Genomic DNA, 23,529 nt, shown 5'->3' on the forward strand with positions numbered 1-23,529 from the left:
TTGCGATCCCTCAAAATTGGTTATAATTATTTACCAATTGGAGGGTTAAACATGGAAATGCCACAACCAAATTCGGAAATCCTGTCGAAAAAGGCGAAAATTGCGGCGGCGTTGCGTGCTGTTTTGCCCTATGATGCGGTGATTGATGACCCTTCTGAAACGCGGGCCTATGAATGTGACGCGCTCACCGCATATCGCTGCCCGCCAATGATCGCAGTCTTGCCCGCAACCACGCAGGAAGTCTCAGATGTTTTGAAGATTTGCCACCGCGAAGGCGTGCCGGTCGTGCCAAGGGGGTCGGGCACATCTTTGGCGGGCGGTGCGCTGCCGACTGCAGATTGCGTCATCCTGGGCGTGGCAAAGATGAATAAAGTTTTAGAAACAGACTACGAGAACCGCCTGATCCGGGTGCAAAGTGGCCGGACCAACCTCAGCGTGTCTGGCGCTGTGGAGGAAGAAGATTTCTTTTATGCCCCCGATCCTTCCAGCCAATTGGCCTGCGCCATTGCCGGCAATATCGCGATGAACTCCGGCGGGGCGCATTGTTTGAAATATGGGGTGACCACCAATAATCTGATGGGCGTGACCATGGTGATGATGGATGGTGAGATTGTTGAGATCGGCGGTGGCTACCTTGATGCCTCTGGGCTCGATATTCTGGGGGTGATCTGCGGGTCAGAGGGCCAGCTGGGCGTGGTCACAGAGGCCACCTTGCGGATTTTGCCCAAACCCGAGGGCGCGCGTCCGGTGATGATCGCTTTTGACAGCAATGAAGTGGCAGGTGCCTGTGTGGCGGACATTATCAAAGCCGGTGTTTTGCCTGTCGCAATTGAATTCATGGACCGTCCAATTATTGAAATTTGTGAGAATTTCGCCAAGGCGGGATATCCAGACTGTGAAGCGCTGTTGATTGTCGAGGTCGAGGGATCAGAGGCCGAAATTCAAGATCAACTGGATCGCATCAGTGCGATTGCGCAACAACACAATCCGGTCGAACTGCGTCAAAGCCAATCTGCCGCGGAAAGTGCTGCGATTTGGTTGGGCCGAAAATCCGCCTTTGGCGCGGTGGGCCAAGTTGCAGACTATATGTGTTTGGATGGAACCATTCCTGTTTCTGCCTTGCCAGAAGTTCTGCGGCGGATCAAAGAGCTGTCGGATCATTATGGCCTGCGTGTTGGCAATGTGTTTCATGCGGGCGATGGCAACATGCACCCGCTGATCATGTTTGATGCCAACAAAGAGGGCGATCTTGAGCTCTGTGAAGCGATGGGGGCGGATGTGTTGCGGCTTTGTGTTGAGGTGGGCGGCTGTTTGACCGGTGAGCATGGCGTGGGCATTGAAAAACGCGATTTGATGGAAGACCAATATAGTGCAGAAGATCTGGAGATCCAAATGGCGGTCAAAGATGTGTTTGATCCCGGCTGGCTTCTCAACCCCTCCAAAGTCTTCCCCCTGTCGGTTTCCCAATCGCGGCGGGCGTCATGAGCGAAATACTCTATCCTGAAGATGAGGCGGCCCTTGCCGCTGCGCTCCGTGAGGCCAGGGGTCCTTTGCAGATCATGGGCGGCGGGACACGCCAAATTGGCCGTATTGCGCCGGCGCAAGCCCTGAGTACGCGTCGCGTGCAGGGGATCACTCTTTATGAACCCGGCGCCATGACCCTGGTGGCCAAAACTGGGACAGCTATTGAAGACATTGAGGCCGTTCTGGCGGCGGAAAAGCAGCGACTTGCCTTTGAGCCGATGGATCACCGCGCGATCTTGGGCACATCGGGTCAGCCAACCCTTGGTGGGGTGATCGCCGCCAATGTCTCGGGTCCGCGCCGCATTCAAGTGGGCGCCGCGCGTGATTTTGCGCTGGGCGTGACCTTTGTGGATGGGACGGGGCAAGTGCTGAGCAACGGTGGCCGGGTGATGAAGAATGTCACCGGCTATGATCTTGTGAAATTGATGTCCGGCTCTTGGGGCACGCTTGGGGTGCTCACTGAGGTAGCGTTGAAGGTTCTGCCTGTCAGCGAGACCCAGGCCACTTTGAAAATTCACGTCACCACCTGGGCAGATGCGGTCGGCTGCATGTCCGCGGCGCTGGGCACGCCGTTTGATGTCAGTGGCGCTGCAACCGTGCAGGCGGAAGACGGCGGCTTTGACTGTTTGATCCGGGTTGAGGGGTTTGAGACCTCGGTTCAATACCGCGCGTCCGAATTGACGCAACGCCTTGCGAAATTTGGTGCGGTTGATGTGGTTGATGATCCTTGGGCTGAGGTGAAAGACCTAAGGTCTTGGGCAGCCCTCGACACAGTGTGGCGTATTTCAGTGCGTCCTACAGACAGTTTGAGGGTCATTGATCTGATGCAAGACCTGCAGAAAGAACCCGGATTTCACTGTCAATTGGATTGGGGCGGGGGATTGATCTGGCTTGGGCTGGAGGCGGCACAGATTGCAAATGCACAGGCCGGCCTAGCATTGCATCAGGCCTTGCAGACACATGTGGCGCAGCTGAGTGGTCATGCGACTTTGGTGAAATCGGGTCTTTTGCGTGATCAAGAGCTGTGTCACTTCCAGCCGCTCGGACGCGCAATTGAGCATGTTTCTCAAACCCTGCGCGAAAAATTTGATCCGCGTGGCATCTTAAACCCGGGACGGATGAGCTGATGCAAACACATTTTACCGAAACGCAGCTGTTGGACCCGCAAATCAAACGCACCAATGATATTCTGCGCAGCTGTATCCATTGTGGCTTTTGCACGGCGACTTGTCCCACTTATCAAGTGCTGGGTGATGAGTTGGACAGCCCACGCGGCCGAATTTATCTTATTAAGGATATGCTGGAAAATCAGCGGACGCCGGATGAAAAGACGGTTAAACATATAGATCGCTGCCTGTCGTGTTTGGCCTGTATGACAACATGCCCCTCGGGTGTGAATTATATGCATCTGGTAGATCATGCGCGGGCCTATATTGAGCAAACCTATAAGCGCAGCTGGTCGGATCGTGTTTTGCGGTGGGTTCTGGCGCGAATTTTGCCCTATCCCAACCGCTTTCGACTGGCCCTGTTGGGTGCAAAAATCGCCCGACCCTTTCGCCACTTGGTGCCCGATCCTCGGCTGAAAGCGATGCTCGACATGGCGCCAAAGCAAATTCCCGCGCCCAGCCCCAATGATGACGCGCAAATTTTTCCGGCGCAGGGCCAGTTGAAATTGCGTGTGGCGCTTATGACAGGCTGTGCGCAGCGTGCATTGAACACGGATATCAATGACGCAACCATTCGGCTTTTGACTCGGCACGGTGCGGAAGTGGTTGTGCTCAAGCAGGGCTGTTGCGGCGCCTTAACCCATCATATGGGCAAGGTGGACGAAAGCCACCGAACAGCGGCGGTGAATATCGAAGCCTTTGCCGCCGAAGACGCCGCGCGCGGATTGGATGCAGTGGTGATTAACACCTCTGGTTGCGGCACCACCGTGAAAGATTACGGCCATATGTTTGAGGGCGACCCTTTGGAGGGCAAGGCCGCGCGTGTGGCGCAATTAGCGCGCGATGTGAGCGAAGTTTTGATGGAGCTGGACCTGCCAAAACTGCCAGATCAAGGCCTGAGAGTTGCCTATCATGCGGCTTGCTCTTTGCAACATGGTCAACAGATCAAGACCTTTCCGAAAGACCTTCTGCGCCGCGTGGGCTATAAGGTCTTGGAGCCTGAAAACAGCCATCTGTGCTGTGGCTCTGCGGGCACTTATAATTTGATACAGCCTGAGATTTCTGGTCAACTCAAAGCGCGGAAAATTGAGACTCTTGAAGCCAAGACGCCAGATGCCATTTCGGCGGGAAATCTTGGCTGTATGATGCAAATCGGCAGTGGTACGGATATTCCGATTATGCATACGGTGGAATTGCTCGATTGGGCCACCGGGGGCCCAAAACCTCGCGCTTTGTCAGGTCAACCGGCAGCCGGTCAGGTTCCAATTCTACGGTAACTCATGTGGTGGCGTGGCGAAAATTGGGGATTCCTTTGGCGCTTGGTTTTCGGCATAGAGTAATTTCGGCCTATACTTGGGCATGATGGATCGCCCACCAAGAGCGCCAAGCGCGGGCGGTTATGGATTGCCCAATAATAGCTGCAGATGCGATAGGGGTAGGATGCAACATTTCTTGAAGCGGGCTTGTCTTGTCATCGGATTCTTACCGGGGGTGATGGGTTTAACTGCCGCCTCGGCAACAGATATGGATAGGCAATGGCCCGCTGTCGGGCGGCTCAATGTGACAGGCGGCGGGTTTTGCACCGCAACATTGATCGGAGAGTTGCATGTGTTGACAGCTGCGCATTGTGTTTTTGATGCACAATCCGGAGCCCGCGTGGACGTTGATGATCTGGAATTTCGGGCCGGTTGGCAGGATGGGCAGGCCGAATCTTATCGCAAGATCGCGGCTGTTAGGGTGCACCCAGATTTTTCCTTTGCCGAGCAAGAGGGGCTCAAACGGGTGGCGAGTGATTTGGCCATCCTGCGGCTGCGCACCCCCATTGCGCATCCCGACATCATCCCCTTTTCAGTCGCACAGATGCCGATGCGTGGCGCGCGTGTCGCTGTGGTGTCTTATGCTCATGACCGCAGTGAGGGGCCGAAGGTGCACCAAGGCTGCACCATTTTGGGGCGTAAAGAGAAGGCCCAAGTGTTTGGTTGTGAGGTCGACTACGGCTCCTCCGGCGCACCGGTGTTTCGTTTGGACCTTGGCATGCCGATGATAATTTCGGTCATTTCTGCCAAATCCACACATGCCGGAGAGCCGATCTCCCTGGGTGCGGCGGCGGGTGAGAAATTGGTGATCCTGCCGTCCCGTGGCGCGAATTTTTTGCGGCCGTAAGCCCGAGGTGGCCTATTGTGCGTTATTTTTCGAAGTAATAATACAGCACAGCCTCTGGATCTTTCGCGGTGTCGTGCGACATGCCAGCTCTGTTTAAATAGACGGAAATGACTGTCCAGCCCCGGTTGTACATTTCCCCAACAGATTTTTCGACCATGGTGATGTTATCGCCATATTGGCTTTGCTGGAAACAACTGAGATCGGTGGCCTCAAAACCCCCTTTGCAAAAGGCAAAGTCAACGGCTGCGGCGGTGCTGCCCGCAAGGCTGAGGCTGCAAAAGGCAGCACCTGCACAGAGATAGGTTTTAAGTTTCATATTTTACCTCTCATTCGTTATATGCGGGCCCTTAAGGGCCGGGGGCCCAGACCGCTGAGACGCCGGGCGTTTCGCCTTGGGTGTCCCATTGATTTTGCCATATTGCCCCATTGTAGGACACAAGGTATTTACGAGTCCCTTCGTTTCGACGGCTGGCGCTGTAAAAAATATACCTGCTCCAAGGGTCGCGGTCTGTGATCGTGACTTGGATCACCAACATCTTCGTCGTGACCGGCGCCGCCTGGAAACTCAAAGTCGAAATCAATACCATCAATTAACCCAAATGCAGGGGTTTTCAGCCACATTTCAAGGCTGTCAATGAATTTTGCGCGGTTCTCGGGTGTAGAGATCATCTCGAAGAACGGGCGGCTATAGCTCCAACCACCGACTGATACGATGACGTTCAAATCTGCATTGCGATTTTTCCAATCAAGGATCTGTTTGAACTGTGTGTCTCTTAGCGCGTCTGTGGCGGTGGGGTCTTTTTTGTCAAACATGCCCCATGGGTCATCAATGAAGCTGGCTTCACCATCTTCAAGGGATGTAATGTGTGGCAAATAATAGCTGCCGCTGTCGCTATTTGCATGAGAGTCTTCGCAGAATTTTGCGAGCGACGCACCGCCTTCGAAAGCGCCGGGATTGAGACCACAAATAGCGCCAAAAGCGAGATAAACTTCGCTCAAACGCTCTACAGGAACGTCAGCAGGCCAGTAATCACGGCCACCATAGATGCCCCAAGTTGCATAATAGCTGCCCAATTCGAAGTTTTCTGGGATCTGATAGCTCCGATCAGAAAACTTTACATTGCGCTGAACGCCGGAGGCGGTACCTGTTGGTACGGCCACACCGCCGGTTACCACCGACATATCAATTCCGCGGTTTACGACTTCTTGAGCTTGCAACGCCGTCGAGGCGAGCAGCAAGCCCATAGCCAAACTTATCTTCTTTTTCGTGGTCATTTTAATACGTCCCTTTCTAGTTAGATCGTTCAAAGTATTTGCTTCAATTGCATTTTCTGCATGAGTTCCGATGTGAACCACTCGAAACCATGCGAGATAAGTCAGTCCTAATGGTCGGTATTTTCCAAATCAACGTGGATGCTTTGATCACACGGACTTGTGAGGTTCTGTGAGAAATAGGTTAGAATTTTCGTCAAAATTGTGAGGTATTGCGTGAGTGCTCGGGGTGTGGATCCTGCAAATTTTGATCTGAAAAAGGGAGTAAATTTCGCTTTGATTGGCATTATTCTCATTGCACTAGCGTGCGTATTTGCAATAAAAACATGGAGTTTACCCAAGGTTACCTGATAACAGCAGGCTCGACCCTCCCCATCGCTCGTGCTGCCGGTGGCCGGCGCGTAGATTGGGCCTCAAATGTAACAACTTGTCAGAAGCGCTTGGCGGGCAAACCGTGTTTTGTAACATTTCCGCAGCTCGGCGCTCGGATCACCTGCTCGTTTTTGTGAATCATCTGGGGAATCTGCACACCTTTCGTTTTTTGCCGTTATCACGCACCTATAGCTCTTGAACTGTGACGCCCCGATTCCCACCTATAGTGAAGATCGCCCAGACGGGGATCTAGAACTTATCAGGCTACGCCCGAATGGGGTGGCCGACTTGGACTCGCTTTTGAAAGGATACTCCTATGCGTTCGTTTGACTTTGCACCGCTTTACCGTGCCAGCATTGGCTTTGATCAGATTGCTGACCTGCTCGACCGTGTGTCGGCTCATGAGGGCGGACAATCCAGCTACCCGCCCTACAATATCGAAAAAACTGGAGAAGATGGATATCGCATTTCCATTGCGGCTGCCGGATTTTCAGAGGCGGATCTGGAAATTGAAGTTAAGGAAAAAACCTTAAACGTTTCGGCGCACAAGCCGAAAGCTGAAGATAACAAGACCTATTTGCACCGCGGTATCGCCACGCGCGCCTTTGAGCGGCAGTTTCATCTTGCCGACCATGTGCGCGCGGTCGGCGCGAGCTATGAGGATGGCATGCTGCATATTGATTTGATCCGCGAGGTGCCAGAGGCTCTCAAACCTCGCCGCATCCAAATTCAATCAAAATCTCCGTTGCAGGTGGAAGCCAGCCCGGCATGATCTGATCGCAGGGTTTAATCAAAAAAGGCAGGGATATCCCTGCCTTTTCTTTTAGGATGGCCCAGTTAGACCGACATACAGATATATTTCAGCTCTAGATATTCATCCATGCCATGACGGCTGCCTTCCCGGCCAAGACCGGATTGCTTAACACCGCCAAACGGGGCGACCTCAGTAGAGATGATGCCTGTGTTCACGCCGATAATGCCGTATTCTAGCGCTTCGGCCACTTTATACACACGGCTCAGGTCCTTGGCATAGAAATAGGCGGCCAGGCCGAAAATCGTATCATTGGCCATGGCAATCACATCATCTACGTTTTCAAACTTGAACAGAGGCGCCATGGGGCCGAATGTCTCTTCCTTGCTCACGGTCATGTCTTGCGTCACGCCGGTCAGGATGGTCGGCTCAAAGAAGGTGCCGCCCAGATCATGCGGCTTGCCCCCAGTTGCGACAACCGCGCCCTTGGACAGCGCATCGGCGATATGATCCTCGACCTTTGCCAGAGCTGGCTTAGAGATCAGCGGGCCAAGGTCTGCACCGGCAAACCCGTCGCCCACTTTCATGGCTTCAACCGCCACTTTAAAGCGTTTGGTGAATTCCTCGTAAACGCCTGCTTGCACATAAATCCGGTTGGCACAGACACAGGTCTGGCCATTGTTGCGGAACTTACAGGCCATGGCCCCGATCACCGCCTCATCAAGAACTGCATCATCAAAGACAATAAAGGGGGCATTGCCGCCCAGCTCCATGGAGCATTTTTTCACCTGCTCAGCGGCTTGACCCAAAAGAATGCGTCCAACGCGGGTTGAGCCGGTGAAGGTGAGTTTGCGCACTTTCGAGTTTTCACAAAACTCCTTGCCCGAAGCGGATGCGTCATTGGAGGGGACAATCTGTAATATCCCCGCAGGTAAGCCCGCGCGCTGGGCCAAGACCCCCAGAGCCAAAGCGGACAATGGGGTCAATTCTGAGGGCCGGGCGACGAACGCGCAGCCTGCGGCCAAAGCGGGTGCCGCTTTGCGGGTAATCATCGCATTGGGGAAATTCCAAGGCGTGATTGAAGCCGCAACACCGATGGGCTGTTTTATAACGGTAATCCGCTTATCGGCCTGGTGACCCGGAATGGTTTCACCATAGTTGCGCTTGGCCTCTTCGGCGAAAAATTCGACGAAGGACGCACCATAGGAAATTTCTCCCATGGCTTCTGTAAGGGGTTTGCCCATTTCCGCCGTGAGGATCATCGCCAAATCAGACTGATGTTCCATCATCAAATTATACCAGTTGCGCAGGATGTTGCAGCGTTCCTTCGCGGTCAGCGCGGCCCATTTCTTTTGTGCGGCCTCAGCGCCGTCAATCGCCCGTGCCAAATCAGCGCGCGAAAGGTCAGCGACCTGCGCGATCACATCACCGCGCGCGGGGTTTGAAACGTCAAAGGTTGCACCATTTTCCCCATCAACCCATTGGTTGTTGATGAAGGCTTGCGTTTGCAGCAAGCTAGGATCTGAGAGCATGGATTTTAGATCTGTGGATGAATCAAGCATTTTGGCCTCCCTAGGTTAAGGATGTGAGACCATTTGATCGCTTATTTGTCCAGAGGAGAAGCGAAGTGAGCCTTGATGATGCCTATGCAAATGCCGCCTATATTCCCGATGCCGACGGGTTTTTAACCTATTGGGATGAAACCGCGCGCAGCTATCGAGACGCCGAGCATACGCTGGGCCGGGCACAGTTGAACCAGCCCTATGGGGCGCATCCAGACCAAGCTTTTGACCTGTTCTTTCCGGCGGGACGCCCGCTGGGCCTGATGATCTTCGTGCATGGCGGCTACTGGTTGCGATTCGGACGGCGAGATTTTTCTCATTTGGCCCAAGGCGCCTGCGCGCGCGATTGGGCCGTGGCCTTGCCCAGTTATCCATTGGCCCCTGGTGCATCGATCCCTGAGATCACGCAGTCGGTGGCCTTGGCCATAGGTCAGATTGCCAATCGGATCCCTGGACCGATTGTTTTGGCAGGTCACTCTGCCGGGGGGCATTTGGTGGCGCGTATGGGGCAGGTGGACAGCGGCCTGTCTTCAGAGGTTCGCGCGCGGATCCAGAGCATTGTGCCAATATCGCCGGTTGCCGATTTGCGGCCGTTACTGCAGACGCAGATGAGCGGGCCACTGGCGCTGACCGAGGATATTGCCAAGGCGGAAAGTCCGGCCTTGCACCCGGCGCCCAAAACGATGCGCGCACATATTTGGGTTGGCGCGGATGAGCGGCCGGCGTTCTTAGAACAAGCGCGGCTTTTGGCAGAAAATTGGCAATCGGACCTGACAATTGAGCCCAAAAAACATCATTTCGACATCATCGCTGGCCTGGAAGATCCCGAAAGTGACCTGCTGGATGCACTACTGGGGCGGGCGCCTTAGGGTCTGTTGCGCAAAGCCACGAAAGAGCCAAGATAGGTCAAGCGATCTGTTCCAGCCGTGTCCAGCTCAGCTTGCGCATGTTCAAAGATGATGACGCATGTGGTGTTGAGCCCCAAACTATCTTCAATGGCTGCGCTATCGCCTTGTGAGAACCAATGCGCCAGTCTCGGTTCTGGGTTTTCGTTGCAGATCACCTCGACACGATCTGGAATAAACGCCGTGCCGGCCGCGCCGCGCAGATGCGTGAACACTTGCCGTTGGTTGGCAAAGCGCCCGGCATAAATATCCGCCGTTTGGCCTATAGAACTGGGCGGGTTCAAATGCAGCGCCCGCCGTCAACTTCCAGCGCCACTCCGGTGATCATACTGGCTTCATCAGAGCACAGAAAGCTGGCGGCATGTCCCATATCCTGCGGCGTTGAAAAACGTCCAAGCGGAATAGTCGAGAGAAATTTTGCCCGCATCTCCGGCGTGTCTTCTCCCATGAAACTGGCGAGCAATGGAGTCTCACCGGCCACAGGATTGAGCGCATTGACCCGAATGTTAAATGGCGCCAGTTCAACGGCCATGGCTTTGGTCGCGGTAATCATCCAGCCTTTTGAGGCATTATACCAATTTAAATTGGGTCTGGGCGATACACCGGCGGTTGAGGCAATATTCAAGATGGCGCCCGACCTTTGGCGCTTGAGCAGCGGCACAAGATGGCGTGCGGTCAAGAAAACGGATTTGGCGTTCACGGCGAAGACCTGATCAAATTCTGCTTCGCTGACCTGATCCATCGCTTGCGGCAAATGGGTAATGCCAGCATTGTTGACCAAAATATCAATCCGTCCCCAAAGGGCCTGCGCCGCGCCGATCATATGAGCGACAGAGCTGTCGCTTGCGACATCCACATGCTGCGCCGTCGCTGCAAGTGGTTCTGCGATGGCTTGCGCGGCATCCAGATTGATATCTGCGACCATCACTGTTGCACCTTCGGCAGCAAATTGTTGAGCTATTCCGGCTCCAAAGCCTGAACCTGCCCCCGTGACAATCGCGGTTTTTCCATGAAGTCGCATTTTGCCTCCCCCTTGTGATGATCTCACGATGCGCAACTGGGCGCGCATTGGCAATATAAATCCTCCCGCAAGAATGCGTGCCAGCAGATTGCGGCGCAACTTCACAGCGGTGACGCTTTACACCTCTCTTCTGCAGCGTATTACTTGGCGCATAAAAGCTCACAACAGGGTCTAACGCGCCGATGATTTTTTTGCTCTCCTTGTCTTTTCCCGTGCTTGCGGCGTTGTTTCTTGGGCGCCGTGCGGGGCGGCGGGATCCGCAAGGGATTGGGGAATTTTGGCAAGAAGCGGCTGTGGCTCTTTCCTGGGCTTTTGTGGTGGTTTTCCTCTGGCATTGCCTTTGGATCACCTCAACTATCCCAGCCCCTTGGCAAGATACAGCCCTTTCCGGCGTGATTTGGACCGTTGGAACCGGAGCCGTTTGGGTGCCAGCTTTGATGATCTGCTATGTCATTACGGCGCTGAAAATCCGGCGCGCGGGATAAAGGCGCGCGGGAAATCATAGCCAAGGGGCTTCTGATTGGCACTTTGTGCCCCTATATAGTTCAAAGGTGAGACACCCCCAAAGGAGCGGTTTGTATGCTGGTCAAAATGAGATGGATTTTGAAAGTGCTATTGGCTTTGCTGGTGCTTGCGGTGTTTCATTATAATTTACCCCAACGCGATATTGTGCGCATCACGGGCACAGAGATTTTGCGCAAAGACTTATCGGGCTGGACTGGCATGTTCTATGCGGCAGCACAAAGTGGTGAGGCGCAAACTCAGAACCGTGATTTGAGGTTGATTAATACCGTCCGGGCCAATGGTAAGGTGAGCGTGTATCGCAATGAAGACACGGGCTTTAACTGGCCGCCCTATCTCAAGTTTGACAGCTCAAACCTCCAGGCCGAAGCCGAAGATGCTGTCTCGAGCAAGGAGGCGCCAGAATGGTATATTCTGCGGCATTATGGGTGGCGCAACACGTTTTGGTCGATTTACCCCAATGCCGTTAGCCTCACGCCGGTCGCCGGGCCGGATGTCCGGTTGATCCCTTGGTTTAACATTGTCTTTTTGGTCCTATTGGCGGCTTTGATTTGGGCGGTCTATGTGCGCCTGCGTGGGTTTTGGGCGCGGCGCGTGGATCCGGTCATTGACCGGATTGATGCGGCGGCAGAGGAGACCACGGACCGCGTCAAAGGGTGGTTTCGCCGCAAATAATGCAGCATTACTCGCCGTAGGGGATCCAGATGGTTTTGATCTCTGTGCCCGCATCTAGCCAGCTGTCGTGATCGTCTTGTGCCGCGCCTTGCCAAACGCGTTTGATATTGCTGCTGGCGCGCGCTTGCACCTCTTGGGTGAGCTCTGCGCCTGATAAACACCACACAGTGTCCAGCCCCATATGCGCGCCCAGATGTGGCGCAAGGTCCGCCTGAGGTCCGGTGAGGATATTCACCACCCCGGCCGGCACGTCAGATGCTTCAAGGATGTGCGAGAAATCTGTGGCCGCCAAGGGAAACGGCGCGCTGGCGCAGAGGGTTATAGAGTTGCCCGTGCAAAGAGCGGCAGCCATGGGCGTGACCAAGCCCAGAAGGGGATGTTGATCTGAACAAAGAGCTGCAATCGTCCCCACGGGTTCACGCATGGCCAAAGCCACTGCGCGCATCGGTACAGATTTGGCCCGGCCTTCGAATTTATCGGCCCAAGCGGCATAGGTGAATAAGACATCGACCGCCGCACGCACTTCTTCAGCGCCTGTGGTCGAGCCCGTCATCGCGTCCAAGCGCTCAGCAAACCTATTGGTTTGGGCCGCTAGATTTTCGGCGAGGTAATAGAGAATTTGTGCCCGCAAGTGACCAGTGGTTTTGCCCCAGCCGCAGGCCAATTGCGCTTGCACGGCGTTGCGGATGTCCTTGCGATTGGCGATGGGCGCGTGGCCGAGCAGTTGCCCTTTGGGGCCAAAAATCGCTTGGCTATAGCCTCCGTCCGGCCGGGCCTGTTTGCCACCGATAAAGAGTTTCGCGGTTCGATCAATATCATCGGCAGCGGCACCTTGTCCGGTGAAAGGCGTCACTTGGGCCGGCTCGGGCAAGGGCTGTCTTGGCTTGCTATAGGCTTGCAACCCTTCCCAGCCGCCTTCGCGGCCAAATCCACTTTCGCGCGTGCCGCCAAACCCGGCTGCAGCGTCAAATAGATTGGTCGCATTGACCCAGACCACACCGGCCACGAGCTTAGGGGCGATTTCCAGCGCAAGATTGATGTTTTCGGTCCAGAGCGTCGCTGCCAAACCGTATTTGCTGTTGTTGGCAATCTCCACGGCCTCCGCCGGGGTGCGGAAGGTGGTTGAGACCAGCACGGGACCAAAGATCTCTTCCTGCATAAGGGTATCGGCTGGATGCAACCCGGTGATCAAAGTGGGCGGGTAAAAACAGCCCTCTGGCACGGGCGTTTGTGCGTGATAGGTCTGCCCAGCTGTATTGGCCTGCACCAGCGCTTGGATCTGCTGAAGTTGAATGGGATCAACTATTGCCCCGACATCTATGGATTTATCGAGCGGGTCGCCGATGCGTAATTTATCCATCCGCGCCTTTAAACGGTTGTGAAAATCATCGGCAATGGCTTCATGAATGAGCAAGCGAGACCCCGCGCAGCAGACCTGACCTTGGTTGAACCAGATCGCATCCACGAGCCCTTCGACGGCGCTGTCGATATCGGCGTCATCAAAGACGATATAGGGAGATTTTCCGCCCAATTCGAGGGTGAGGGATTTGCCACTGCCGGCCGTTGCCTCTTGAATTTGCCGCCCGACCGAGGTTGAGCCGGTGAAGGCGATTTTGTCCACGGTCGCATCGACCAATGCGGCGCCTGTGCTGCCGTCCCCAGTTACGATATTCACCACACCTGGGGGCACGCCGGCCTGGCTGCAAATATCGGCGAAGATCATAGCTGTCATCGGCGTATATTCGGCGGGCTTAAGGACAACCGTATTGCCCATCGCCAAGGCGGGTGCAATTTTCCAAGCGAGCATGAGAAGCGGGAAATTCCACGGGATAATTTGCCCGCAGACACCCAAAGCCACGCGATCCGATAGGGCCGAGGGCATCAATTGTGCATGGCCGGCGTGATGGTAAAAATGTCGAATGGCGAGAGGGATATCAATGTCCCGGCTTTCACGGATGGGTTTGCCATTGTCCAAAGATTCCATCACGGCGAGCAATCTTGCGTGTTTTTGCATCAAACGTGCGAGGGCATAGAGCACGCGGGCGCGCGCCGCCCCCCCTGCTTTTTGCCAGTCAGGTTGCGCAGCTCTGGCGCTCTGCACCGCCTCTGTCACCTCATCTTTTGTGCATAGGGTCATGCCTGCAAGCTTCTCGCCTGTCGCATGATTGCGAATGGTCAGATCGTCCCGCGCAGGCGCGAAGGCGCCATTGACATAAGGGCCAATAAGGCCGCCGTGATTGGCAATCCACTGAAGCGCTACGCTGCGATCTTCAGGGGCTGTGCCATACTCCATTGTGTCAAAAATTGTTTCAATAGGCATCGGATTATCCCATCGGGTGGCGGTGATTGGCAGAATATCCGCCAGTGAGGTGATGTTCGAGCTGGCGTTCAATATCACCGAGCAAAGAGGAGGCGCCAAAGCGGAACAGATCGGGGCGCAACCAGCGGTCGCCCAGTTCTTCTTTGATCAAAGCCAGATAGGTGATGGCGTCCTTTGCCTTTGAGATCCCGCCCGCTGGTTTATAGCCGACCCGAAAACCTGTGCGATTATAATAGGCACGGATGGCGCGCAGCATGACCAAAGTCACCGGCAGGGTCGCATTCACGCTTTCCTTGCCCGTCGAGGTTTTGATGAAATCAGCTCCGGCCATCATGCAGATTAAGCTGGCACGTCCAACATTGCGCAGGCTGCCAAGCTCACCTGTGGCAAGAATGGCCTTCACATGCGCATCACCGCAGGCCGTTCTGAAGGCGGCCATTTCATCATAGAGAGCTTGCCAATTTTGGGTCAAAACATGGCGGCGCGAGATGACGATGTCAATTTCCGAGGCCCCGGCTTTTACACTCTCGCGGATTTCCTCAATGCGAAGATGCAGCGGCGATAGGCCCGCGGGAAAGCCGGTACTGACGGCGGCCACGGGAATGCCGCTGCCCTGCAATGCGGTCACTGCGGTCTCAATCATATCATGGTAAACGCAGACCGCTCCAGTGGTCAGATGCGGCAGGCCGATCTGTTGCAAAATATCTTGACGTACCGGCTGGCGGGCTTTGGCGCAGAGACGTTTGACCCGGCCCGCAGTATCATCGCCCGACAGGGTGGTAAGATCAATGCAGCTGATTGCCCGCGCGAGCCAAGCGGCTTGATGATCTTTTTTGACAGAGCGCCGTCCCGGCAGGCTGGCGCAGCGCCTTTCAATGGCGGAGGTATTGGCCTGAACGGAAAGGGCCCAATCCAAATCAAGCGGCAATCCCGGATTGCGCGGCTCGAGTGTCTGAGGCAACTGCGTCACTGTCGTCGTAATTTGTTCCATAACGCTTGTGTGCATGGGATTGCATTGCAATTCAAGCATTCTAGCGCGTGACAATCGCCTTCTGCCACGATAATTGCTGCGAAACGATATAAAGGTGAGCCTATGTCTTTCGACCGATCTGTAAAAATTGCACCCTCAATCCTCTCTGCGGATTTTGCCAACTTTGGAGAAGAAATCCGCTGTGTTGAGGCAGAAGGCGCCGATTGGATTCATGTCGACGTCATGGATGGGCATTTTGTGCCTAATATCACATTTGGCCCAGCAACCTGTGCCGCGATCCGGCCGCATATCAAAACGGTGATGGATGTGCATTTGATGATTGCTCCGGTTGATCCGTATATCGAGGCATTTGCCGAGGCCGGTGCGGATGTGATTACCGCCCATGTCGAAGCTGGCGCGCATATTCACCGCAGCCTGCAAGCGATAAGAGCCACGGGCGCCAAGGCCGGGGTGGCGCTTAATCCTGGCACGCCCGCCGGCGCAGTTGAGCATTTGCTTGATATTGTGGATTTGGTCTGTGTGATGACTGTGAATCCCGGTTTTGGCGGGCAGTCGTTTATCCCACTAGAAAAGAAAGTGTCGCAATTGCGGGCGATGATTGGCGACCGACCCATCCATATTGAGATTGACGGGGGTGTCACACCGCTGACCGCGCCAGGGTTGATTCGTGCAGGGGCCGATGTCTTGGTGGCAGGTTCAGCTGTTTTCAAAGGTGGCTCAGTGGCAAATCCCGCGCCCTATGGTGAGAACATAAGAGCGATCCGCGCGGCGATTTAGGATCCACGCCAGCGATCTTTAGCTCTGAAAAAATACAAACTGATCGATGTCTGCGGCGTCATAATTGGCGATGCGAAATTCTGCGGCGGCGCTGATGAGGGTGGCTTGCGCGGGGCCAGCAGTGGGCGTTTGGTCAGAGCCCTCATCGAGCAGCCCTTGGATGTTCTGCAACGCCAGCGTATCTATCGTGGCCTCAAGCTCTGTGGCAAGCGGCATGCCTTGGGGGAGAAAAACAAAACTGTCACTGCTGGCTGTGGCTGCCGTTTGGCCTGCCATTTGCTGTGCGGCATAAACCGCCGCAGCTGTGTGGGTTTGCACCGCCCAATTATGCTGGACTGTCAGGCCGGTGGTAAGTGCTTGGTGCGAAACGGTGAAATTTGTTTCGGCCGCGAGGGTGGCGCTGAGGTCAGTTTGGGGCAGGGCAATGACATTGGCGTTGGTGAAATCTGTGGCAGACAGGGTAAGGCCATTGGCGCTGTCCACCACGAGCTGTTCATTGTTGAAACTTAGAATTGCTCCGGTTGCTGTGCTGGTCACGGTCAATTGTTGGACATGGGTGAAGCCGGCCCAATGGGACAGGTCCAAACGATCCTGCCCAAGCTCAAAATCGGTAATGCGATCGGTGCCACCATCCCCAATCAACATGAATGTGTCCGCTCCAGTTCCGCCTGTGAGCTGATCCACACCCGCCCCATCGCGCAGCAGGTCATCTCCTGCGCCGCCATTGAGGGCTTGCCCGGTATCCTGTGCAAATAAAACATCAGCCTGTGCGCTGGACGTTGTGCTCAGGCTGAGGGTGAAATGACCTATGCCCGCCTCCGATCCCGAGACGGTGAACAATTGAACGTCACCGCCAATGATGTCGACATAGATATCTGTAATGCTGTTGATCGGTGTGTTGAGTTGATCGGCGATGGTGTCAAGATGTACGAGCTGCCCATCGTCCGAAAACCGAAACAACGACAGGCCGCTGTCTTGTCCCGCAGCGATGACATAGGCATTTCCTTGATGGGTGAAGCTCTCCAGAACCTGGGCCCCTTGGAATCGCGTGTTGAGACTGTCTGCCACCTGATCCACTGGCGATAAGACACCCGCAGAATCTAGGGTCAGGACGGTTAAGGACCCTGTGCCCGCACTGGCCAGGACAATGTAGCTTTGTCCTTGGACTGAGACCGTGGCCATATCCTGCGGTGTGGCAATGGGCAAAAATTGCTGTGCGCCCAAAGTGGACGCGGGCGACAAGGTGCCGTTGGAGGAGACAGCATAGGCGGTGATGCTATGATTGCTGGCGGAGGCGGCCAAAACGGAGCTGTTGCTGCCTTGGGTTACGACGCTCAGCGCGGAAATTTGACCGGTGAATGCGGCCTGCTGGCTGGCCACTTGGTTTTGCTCCACCATCGTCCCGTTGCTGTCGACTTGAAAGGTGGCCAATCCATTGCCGGTCGTGTCTGCGAGCACCACAAGGCCCGTTCCGCCGGTCTGCAGATGTACCGCCTCGAAGCGATCTGAATATCGGCCTGAATTGCCCGAATGCAGGGTTAACGAACTGTCGGATCTGCTGTTGAGTACAGCGGTCAAATCTTGATCCGAAATTGAGATCACGCGCCCGCCAAGGGCCACATTCTGGGAGGGAGCCGTGGCACTCATTGGCACGCTGTGGGCAAGGGTTGCGGCCTGATTGGCGCCGGTTGTGAGCGTCACAACACCCTGTCCACCATCGCTGGCGAGGGTAATCTGTCCATTATGTTCGTAAAATCGCGCATCCCCAAGCGGGTTGTTCAGGATGGATCCCGAAATTGCCCCATTAAACTGAAAGCTTCCCACAACAGGTCTCCAAAATGCGCTTGGCAGCTTTCTCACAGATAAATATTAATGAGACCTTATCCTCTGGTTTCAAATGTGAACAATTTAGTTGAAATCCAAACGGCTGCATTTCGGGGATCCTCCTCTTGACCCGAGGGGCGTTTGCGGCCTTTGTGCAGGACAGACAGAAGGAGCAGACAATGGCATGGGAATTTTGGGTCGATCGCGGAGGCACGTTCACGGATATCGTGGCGCAAGATCCGGCTGGCGTGCTTCACAGTCACAAGCTTTTGTCTGAAAACCCAGAGCAATACATTGATGCCGCCGTCGCTGGAATACGTCACATACTCGCCGATACAGAGCTGGAAGAGGCCGATATTGCCGCGGTGAAGATGGGCACAACTGTGGCCACCAATGCTTTGTTGGAACGTAAGGGCGCAAGAGTGCTTTTGATGATCACTGAGGGTTTTGGAGATCTGCTTGAAATCGGATATCAGACCCGACCCGATTTGTTTGCCATGCAAATTTCGCGCCCAGAGTTGCTTTTTGACAGCGTTGTCGAGGTGTCCGAGCGCCTTGATGCGGCCGGTACAGTTCTGACACCCTTGGACCTGTCCCGCGCGCGCGCCGATATGGAGGCGGCCCGTGCGGCGGGGATCGACTCCATCGCAATCGCGCTGCTCCATGCCTATCTGAATCCGGTGCATGAGCAGCAATTGGCACAGTTGGCCGCCGAGCTTGGCTTTACGCAAGTCTCGGCCTCCCATGAGGTCTCTGGTCTGGCCAAGCTGGTTGGGCGCGGTGACACCACCGTGGTCGACGCCTATCTCTCTCCAATCTTGCGGCGCTATGTCGATCAGGTGGCGGGGGCTTTGAATGTCGGGGGAAATTGCCAGGCATTGATGTTTATGCAGTCAAACGGCGGGCTCACAGATGCGCGTAAATTCCAAGGCAAGGACGCGATCTTATCTGGTCCGGCAGGGGGAATTGTCGGCATGGTGCAAACCGGCCAACACGCCGGTTTTGATCAGCTGATTGGTTTTGACATGGGCGGCACCTCCACCGATGTCAGTCATTTTGCGGGCAAATTTGAGCGCAGTTTTGAGACGGAAGTGGCCGGGGTGCGGATGCGGGCGCCGATGATGGATATTCACACCGTGGCGGCTGGTGGCGGCTCGATTTGTAGCTACCGCGACGGCCGATTCCAAGTGGGACCCGAAAGCGCCGGCGCCGATCCTGGCCCGGCCAGCTATCGTCGGGGCGGGCCTTTGACTGTGACGGATTGCAATGTGATCTTGGGCGCTTTGTCGGCGGATTATTTCCCGGCTGTTTTTGGGGCCTGCGGCACCTTGCCCTTGGATGCCGAGGCGGCTGTTGCGCGGATCGAAGCCTTGGCGGCACGGCATGGTTTGGAGGGTACTGCGGAAGATATGGCGCAGGGATTTTTGGACATCGCCGTGCAGAATATGGCCAATGCGATCAAGAAAATCAGCGTAGAGCGTGGCCATGATATCACCTCCTATACGCTTCAGAGCTTTGGTGGGGCCGGAGGGCAGCATGCCTGTCTGGTGGCCGAAGCGCTGGGTATGTCGCGGGTGATGGTCCATCCTTTTGCGGGCGTTCTCTCTGCCTATGGCATGGGGCTGGCCGATGTGCGCTGTCTGCGAGAAGGGCAATTGGACTGCGATTTGTCGGATGAGGATCAGGTGGTGGCTCGGTTGGCATCCTTGCAAGCGGCGGCACGCGGCGAGTTGCTGAGCCAAGGCATCACCGATCCGCGGCTCGAAATCACGGCGCATTTGCGCTATGAGGGCTCTCATCAATCTTTGGGCGTCGCCTATGGCACGCAACAGCAGATGGTCCAAGATTTTGAGGCCGCGCATATGGCGCGCTTTGGCTTCGCCTCGCCCGATCGTAAGCTGCAATATGAGATGCTCAGTGTTGAGGCGATTGGCGAGATGACCCAGGCGGCGAGCCCAGCCCAGAGCTTTGGCGCGGGCGCGCCTATTGGTGAAAGCCGGCTGTATCGCAAAACCTGGCATGAGACCCAAGTCTATGATCGCGGTCGTTTGCGGAAAGATCAGGTGATCTCGGGTCCGGCCATAATTATTGAGCCCACCGGGACCAATGTGGTGGAGCCGGGCTGGCAAGCACGGCAAGATGCGCTTGGGAATTTGATCTTGGAGCATGTGGCCCGCACGCCCCGCGATCTGGCCAGCACCAAGGTCGATCCGATCCTTTTGGAGGTGATGTCGAACCGCTTTATGTCTATTGCAGACCAAATGGGCGCCACATTGGCCAACACAAGCTGGTCGGTGAATATCAAAGAGCGCTTTGATTTTTCCTGTGCCATTTTTGACGGACAAGGGGATTTGGTGGCCAATGCGCCGCATGTGCCGGTGCATTTGGGCTCAATGTCGGACAGCATCAAAACTGTCATGCAGCAAAACCCGTCGATTGCAGAGGGCGATGCCTTCATGCTGAACTCACCCTATAACGGCGGCACGCATTTGCCAGATGTCACTGTTGTCACGCCGGTTTTTGTCGCGGGAAAACCGGCCTATTGGCTCGGCTCGCGGGGGCATCATGCGGATATTGGTGGCCGCACCCCGGGATCTGCGCCGCCCGATAGCCGGCATATTGACGAAGAGGGTGTTCTGATTGACAATGTGCAATTGGTCCGCGCCGGAACCCTATGCGAGGCTGCCGCCATCGACGTCTTGTCATCCGGCCGATACCCCTGTCGCAATATTTCGCAAAATATGGCCGATCTTAAGGCGCAGATTGCCGCCAATGAAACGGGGCGGCGCGAAGTGTTGCGCATGGTGGACAGCTATGGGGCGGCGGCGGTCACGGCCTATATGGGGCATGTGCAAGACAATGCCGAACAGAGCGTGCGCGCAGTCATCGCAGGTCTAAAGGACGGAAGCTTTGTCTATCCTATGGACACTGGCCAACAGATTAAAGTTACCCTGAAGATTGATCATGCCGCTGGCCGGGCCTGCGTCGATTTCACCGGCACCAGTGCGCAGCATCCGGGCAATTACAACGCGCCCTTTGCCGTCTCTCGAGCGGTGGTGCTCTATGTTTTCCGCATGATGGTGGGTAAAAATATTCCGCTCAATGAGGGCTGTCTTAAGCCGCTGGATATTATCGTGCCGGAAAATTCGATGCTCAACCCTGCCTATCCGGCTGCGGTGATTGCAGGCAATACGGAGGTCAGCCAAGCGGCCTGCAACGCCCTCATCGGAGCGCTGGGTATTATGGCTGGCAGCCAGGGCACGATGAATAATTTTGTCTGGGGCAATGCGGAGTTCCAGAACTACGAAACCATTGCCGGCGGCACGGGCGCTGGGCCAGGATTTGATGGCTGTGATGCGGTGCAAACCCATATGACAAACACAAAAATGACGGATCCTGAAATTTTGGAAAGCCGTTTTCCGGTGCGCCTGCGCAGTTTTGCTATTCGGCGGGGATCAGGGGGGGCTGGCGCCTATCGCGGCGGGCATGGGGCGCTGCGGCGTTTGGAGTTTTTAACCGATGTGACCGTGACAACCCTCTGCTCTCACCGCACCATCCCACCTTTCGGAGCTGCTGGCGGCGGCGCTGGCGCGACGGGCGAAAATTGGGCGGAATTGCCGGATGGTCGGAAGATCGCCTTGCAAGGAAACGACGAGATTGACCTGCCCGCAGGATCCATTTTCGGATTAGCAACCCCAGGCGGCGGCGGCTGGGGCGCGGGTTAAGCAAAGTTGCAACCTCTGAAGATCTCTGCATAACAGAGCAGCCGAGCCAAAACACTTTGACCGCTGCTCTCATTCCCTTGGTGAAATGGCGTTATGCAGAGGTCTTTTAGATGGCTTTGAGGCCCACTCGAAGATCATCCAAGATTTTGGACACATCCGCCTCTGTCAGTGTCAGGGGCGGAGACATTAAAAGATTGTTGCCGCCCATGCGCACCATTGTGCCAGATTGATAGCAGGCTTTATGGGCGCGTTTAAGGCTGGGCATGTCCATCGGCGTTTTTGTGCCCCGATCAGAGACCAGCTCAATCGCGGCCATCAACCCATGTCCGCCGCGCACATCGCCGATAACATCAAACTCCTCTTGCAGCGTCTTTAATCCGTTATAAAGCTGGGTGCCGCGGGCTGCGGCGTTGCTCTTGAGATCCAAACGCAGGGTCTCGCTCAAACAGGCATTGACCGCCGCCATGCCCACGGGATGGGCCGAGTAGGTATAGCCATGGAAAATTCCGCCCTCACCGGATTGATCGCTTTCAAAGGTCTCGGCGACTTTGGCATTCAGCAAAGTGGCTCCAACTGGGAAGTAGGCGGAGGTGATGCCCTTGGCCGTGGTCATCATATCCGGTTGCACGCCCCAATGGCGCGCGCCCGACCAATCGCCCGTACGACCAAAGCCAGTGATCACCTCATCCGAAATCATCAAGATGCCATATTTGTCGCAAATATCGCGGGCCAGTTTCATGAAGCTCTCATGATAAACGATCACCCCACCTGCGCCTTGGATCGGCTCGAGGATGAAAGCGGCGATGGTGGAGGGATCTTGAAACAAGATCTCATCTTCCATGGTTTGCGCCACCAATTGCGCCAATTTGGCCGGATCGCTTTCATTGAACGGGTTGCGATAACTATAGGGTGACGGCAGGTGATAACAGCCTGGCAGCAAAGGTTCATAGGCTGTGCGGAACCTTGCATTGCCATTCACCGAGGCGCCGCCAAAATGCGTGCCATGATAGCCTTTCTTAAGGCTGAGAAACTTGATCCGCTGAGGTTGTCCGCGCAAGCGATGATACTGGCGCGACAACCGCAGGGCGGTTTCCACCGAATCAGAGCCGCCAGAGGTGAAGAATGCCCGTGCCATGCCATCGGGTTTGAAGAAATTCACCACCGTTTCGGCCGCTTCAATCGCAGGGGCATTGCTGGTGCCAGCGAAGGCGGAATAATAGGGAAGCTTGGACAGTTGGTCTGAGATTGCCTGTTTCACCACATCATTGGAATAGCCCAAATTCGCGCACCACAGGCCGCCGACGGCATCAATCGTCTCATGGCCATCAATGTCAGTGATGCGAACGCCCTCGGCGCGATCAATGATCGTGGGCGCATTGGCTTGTAAATCGCCGGGATGACCCATCGGGTGCCATATTTGCTTTGCGTTGAGGTCTTTGAGCTCTTGAATGTCTTTCATGTCACATCTCCTGAGACGGTGAAGGGTGTTTCATACCAGTATTCTTGCAAATTCGCGCTATTGCCTATCCGATCCACGACCGCAAATAGACCAGGGGCGAACAGGGGGGTTAATACACCATGCCAGATATTGCGGTGAAAATTTATACCCTGTCCAGCTTCTGTGCGAAAGGCCAAGGGGCGGCCGGGAATGCCGTTTTCATCTGGAGCCACAATCACCAAAAAAGGATTTTGGGTCATGGGGATAAAGGCTTGCGAGCCCTCTGGATGCCGCTCCACCAGCTCTAAAACATAGGGCAGGCTGCGCGGTGTGGCGTCAAAAAGGCTGACACCCGCCCGACCGTCCGGTCCAAAATCCATCGCTGCCAAATCATGGTGCCGGCCGCAAAGCCCTTGATTTATTAGCTTATCGGGCGTGGATTTCAGCGTGAGAATATCACCATAAGGCGCGAAAGCGTCTTGGGTTAGGGGCTGGATGAGGATGTCATTCATGAATCAGAC

General features: G+C 55.4%; 20 protein-coding genes. 10 read left to right on the forward strand and 10 right to left on the reverse strand.

Annotated features, from left to right (window positions below; translation table 11 throughout):
• Positions 1-51: 51 nt before the first annotated feature.
• The 4 genes from RCA23_RS00590 to RCA23_RS00605 all read left to right on the forward strand — a co-directional run bounded on the left by RCA23_RS00590 (position 52) and on the right by RCA23_RS00605 (position 4,853).
• A complete protein-coding gene (locus RCA23_RS00590; protein WP_044048561.1) occupies positions 52-1,485 on the forward strand; it encodes an FAD-linked oxidase C-terminal domain-containing protein in 1,434 nt (477 codons plus the stop codon).
• On the forward strand, positions 1,482-2,651 hold the full coding sequence (locus tag RCA23_RS00595; protein ID WP_044048563.1) for an FAD-binding protein: 1,170 nt from the start codon (positions 1,482-1,484) through the stop codon (positions 2,649-2,651). Before RCA23_RS00590 ends, RCA23_RS00595 begins: the two co-directional genes overlap by 4 nt.
• Complete coding sequence (glcF, locus tag RCA23_RS00600) at positions 2,651-3,967, forward strand: glycolate oxidase subunit GlcF (protein ID WP_044048565.1); 1,317 nt, start codon at positions 2,651-2,653, stop codon at positions 3,965-3,967. The genes RCA23_RS00595 and glcF overlap by 1 nt, the downstream gene beginning before the upstream one ends.
• A 163-nt stretch (positions 3,968-4,130) precedes the next feature.
• Positions 4,131-4,853, forward strand: a complete 723-nt coding sequence (locus RCA23_RS00605) for a trypsin-like serine peptidase (protein WP_052376957.1) — start codon at positions 4,131-4,133, stop codon at positions 4,851-4,853.
• Positions 4,854-4,875: 22 nt separating this feature from the next.
• On the opposite strand, the gene RCA23_RS00610 is transcribed toward RCA23_RS00605, so the two are convergent.
• On the reverse strand, positions 4,876-5,169 hold the full coding sequence (locus tag RCA23_RS00610; protein WP_044048567.1) for a hypothetical protein: 294 nt from the start codon (positions 5,167-5,169) through the stop codon (positions 4,876-4,878).
• Between the two features lie 128 nt (positions 5,170-5,297).
• Complete coding sequence (locus RCA23_RS00615; RefSeq protein WP_169701292.1) at positions 5,298-6,161, reverse strand: glycosyl hydrolase family 18 protein; 864 nt, start codon at positions 6,159-6,161, stop codon at positions 5,298-5,300.
• A 652-nt stretch (positions 6,162-6,813) separates the two neighbouring features.
• Between RCA23_RS00615 and RCA23_RS00620 the strand changes: the two genes are divergently transcribed.
• Positions 6,814-7,269, forward strand: a complete 456-nt coding sequence (locus RCA23_RS00620; protein WP_044048571.1) for an Hsp20 family protein — start codon at positions 6,814-6,816, stop codon at positions 7,267-7,269.
• Positions 7,270-7,334: 65 nt separating this feature from the next.
• Here RCA23_RS00620 and RCA23_RS00625 read toward each other — a convergent pair whose 3' ends face one another.
• Complete coding sequence (locus RCA23_RS00625; protein ID WP_044048573.1) at positions 7,335-8,810, reverse strand: NAD-dependent succinate-semialdehyde dehydrogenase; 1,476 nt, start codon at positions 8,808-8,810, stop codon at positions 7,335-7,337.
• A 65-nt stretch (positions 8,811-8,875) separates the two neighbouring features.
• Here RCA23_RS00625 and RCA23_RS00630 point away from each other — a divergent pair, with 65 nt between their 5' ends.
• Positions 8,876-9,679 (forward strand): alpha/beta hydrolase, encoded by an 804-nt coding sequence (locus RCA23_RS00630; protein WP_044048574.1) that lies wholly within the window; start codon positions 8,876-8,878, stop codon positions 9,677-9,679.
• Here the strand turns inward: RCA23_RS00630 and RCA23_RS00635 are convergent.
• Both RCA23_RS00635 and RCA23_RS00640 read right to left on the reverse strand, forming a co-directional pair.
• Positions 9,676-9,999, reverse strand: coding sequence for a hypothetical protein (locus RCA23_RS00635; RefSeq protein ID WP_044048576.1), 324 nt, complete (start codon positions 9,997-9,999; stop codon positions 9,676-9,678). The two genes, RCA23_RS00630 and RCA23_RS00635, sit on opposite strands and share 4 nt — an antisense overlap.
• Complete coding sequence (locus RCA23_RS00640; protein ID WP_044051150.1) at positions 9,996-10,736, reverse strand: SDR family oxidoreductase; 741 nt, start codon at positions 10,734-10,736, stop codon at positions 9,996-9,998. Before RCA23_RS00640 ends, RCA23_RS00635 begins: the two co-directional genes overlap by 4 nt.
• 182 nt (positions 10,737-10,918) lie before the next feature.
• Between RCA23_RS00640 and RCA23_RS00645 the strand changes: the two genes are divergently transcribed.
• Both RCA23_RS00645 and RCA23_RS00650 read left to right on the forward strand, forming a co-directional pair.
• A complete protein-coding gene (locus RCA23_RS00645; RefSeq protein WP_044048578.1) occupies positions 10,919-11,221 on the forward strand; it encodes a hypothetical protein in 303 nt (100 codons plus the stop codon).
• 94 nt (positions 11,222-11,315) lie between these two features.
• Positions 11,316-11,933, forward strand: a complete 618-nt coding sequence (locus RCA23_RS00650) for a DUF1523 family protein (protein WP_044048581.1) — start codon at positions 11,316-11,318, stop codon at positions 11,931-11,933.
• A gap of 7 nt (positions 11,934-11,940) precedes the next feature.
• Here RCA23_RS00650 and RCA23_RS00655 read toward each other — a convergent pair whose 3' ends face one another.
• Together RCA23_RS00655 and deoC are read right to left on the reverse strand one after the other, a co-directional pair.
• Positions 11,941-14,253 (reverse strand): aldehyde dehydrogenase family protein, encoded by a 2,313-nt coding sequence (locus RCA23_RS00655; protein WP_044048583.1) that lies wholly within the window; start codon positions 14,251-14,253, stop codon positions 11,941-11,943.
• 4 nt (positions 14,254-14,257) lie between these two features.
• A complete protein-coding gene (deoC, locus tag RCA23_RS00660) occupies positions 14,258-15,244 on the reverse strand; it encodes a deoxyribose-phosphate aldolase (protein ID WP_044051151.1) in 987 nt (328 codons plus the stop codon).
• 102 nt (positions 15,245-15,346) lie between these two features.
• Between deoC and rpe the strand changes: the two genes are divergently transcribed.
• Positions 15,347-16,021, forward strand: coding sequence for a ribulose-phosphate 3-epimerase (gene rpe / locus RCA23_RS00665; RefSeq protein WP_044048585.1), 675 nt, complete (start codon positions 15,347-15,349; stop codon positions 16,019-16,021).
• An 18-nt stretch (positions 16,022-16,039) separates the two neighbouring features.
• Here rpe and RCA23_RS00670 read toward each other — a convergent pair whose 3' ends face one another.
• Positions 16,040-17,845, reverse strand: a complete 1,806-nt coding sequence (locus RCA23_RS00670) for a hypothetical protein (protein WP_044048587.1) — start codon at positions 17,843-17,845, stop codon at positions 16,040-16,042.
• Positions 17,846-18,024: 179 nt separating this feature from the next.
• Here RCA23_RS00670 and RCA23_RS00675 point away from each other — a divergent pair, with 179 nt between their 5' ends.
• Complete coding sequence (locus RCA23_RS00675) at positions 18,025-21,570, forward strand: hydantoinase B/oxoprolinase family protein (RefSeq protein ID WP_044048589.1); 3,546 nt, start codon at positions 18,025-18,027, stop codon at positions 21,568-21,570.
• A gap of 106 nt (positions 21,571-21,676) precedes the next feature.
• On the opposite strand, the gene RCA23_RS00680 is transcribed toward RCA23_RS00675, so the two are convergent.
• Complete coding sequence (locus RCA23_RS00680; RefSeq protein ID WP_044048591.1) at positions 21,677-23,029, reverse strand: aminotransferase class III-fold pyridoxal phosphate-dependent enzyme; 1,353 nt, start codon at positions 23,027-23,029, stop codon at positions 21,677-21,679.
• Entirely contained in the window at positions 23,026-23,520 is a 495-nt protein-coding gene (locus tag RCA23_RS00685; protein WP_044048593.1) for an ureidoglycolate lyase, read from the reverse strand. The genes RCA23_RS00680 and RCA23_RS00685 overlap by 4 nt, the downstream gene beginning before the upstream one ends.
• Positions 23,521-23,529 lie beyond the last annotated feature (9 nt).

The organism is Planktomarina temperata RCA23, assembly GCF_000738435.1.
Classification (GTDB): domain Bacteria; phylum Pseudomonadota; class Alphaproteobacteria; order Rhodobacterales; family Rhodobacteraceae; genus Planktomarina; species Planktomarina temperata.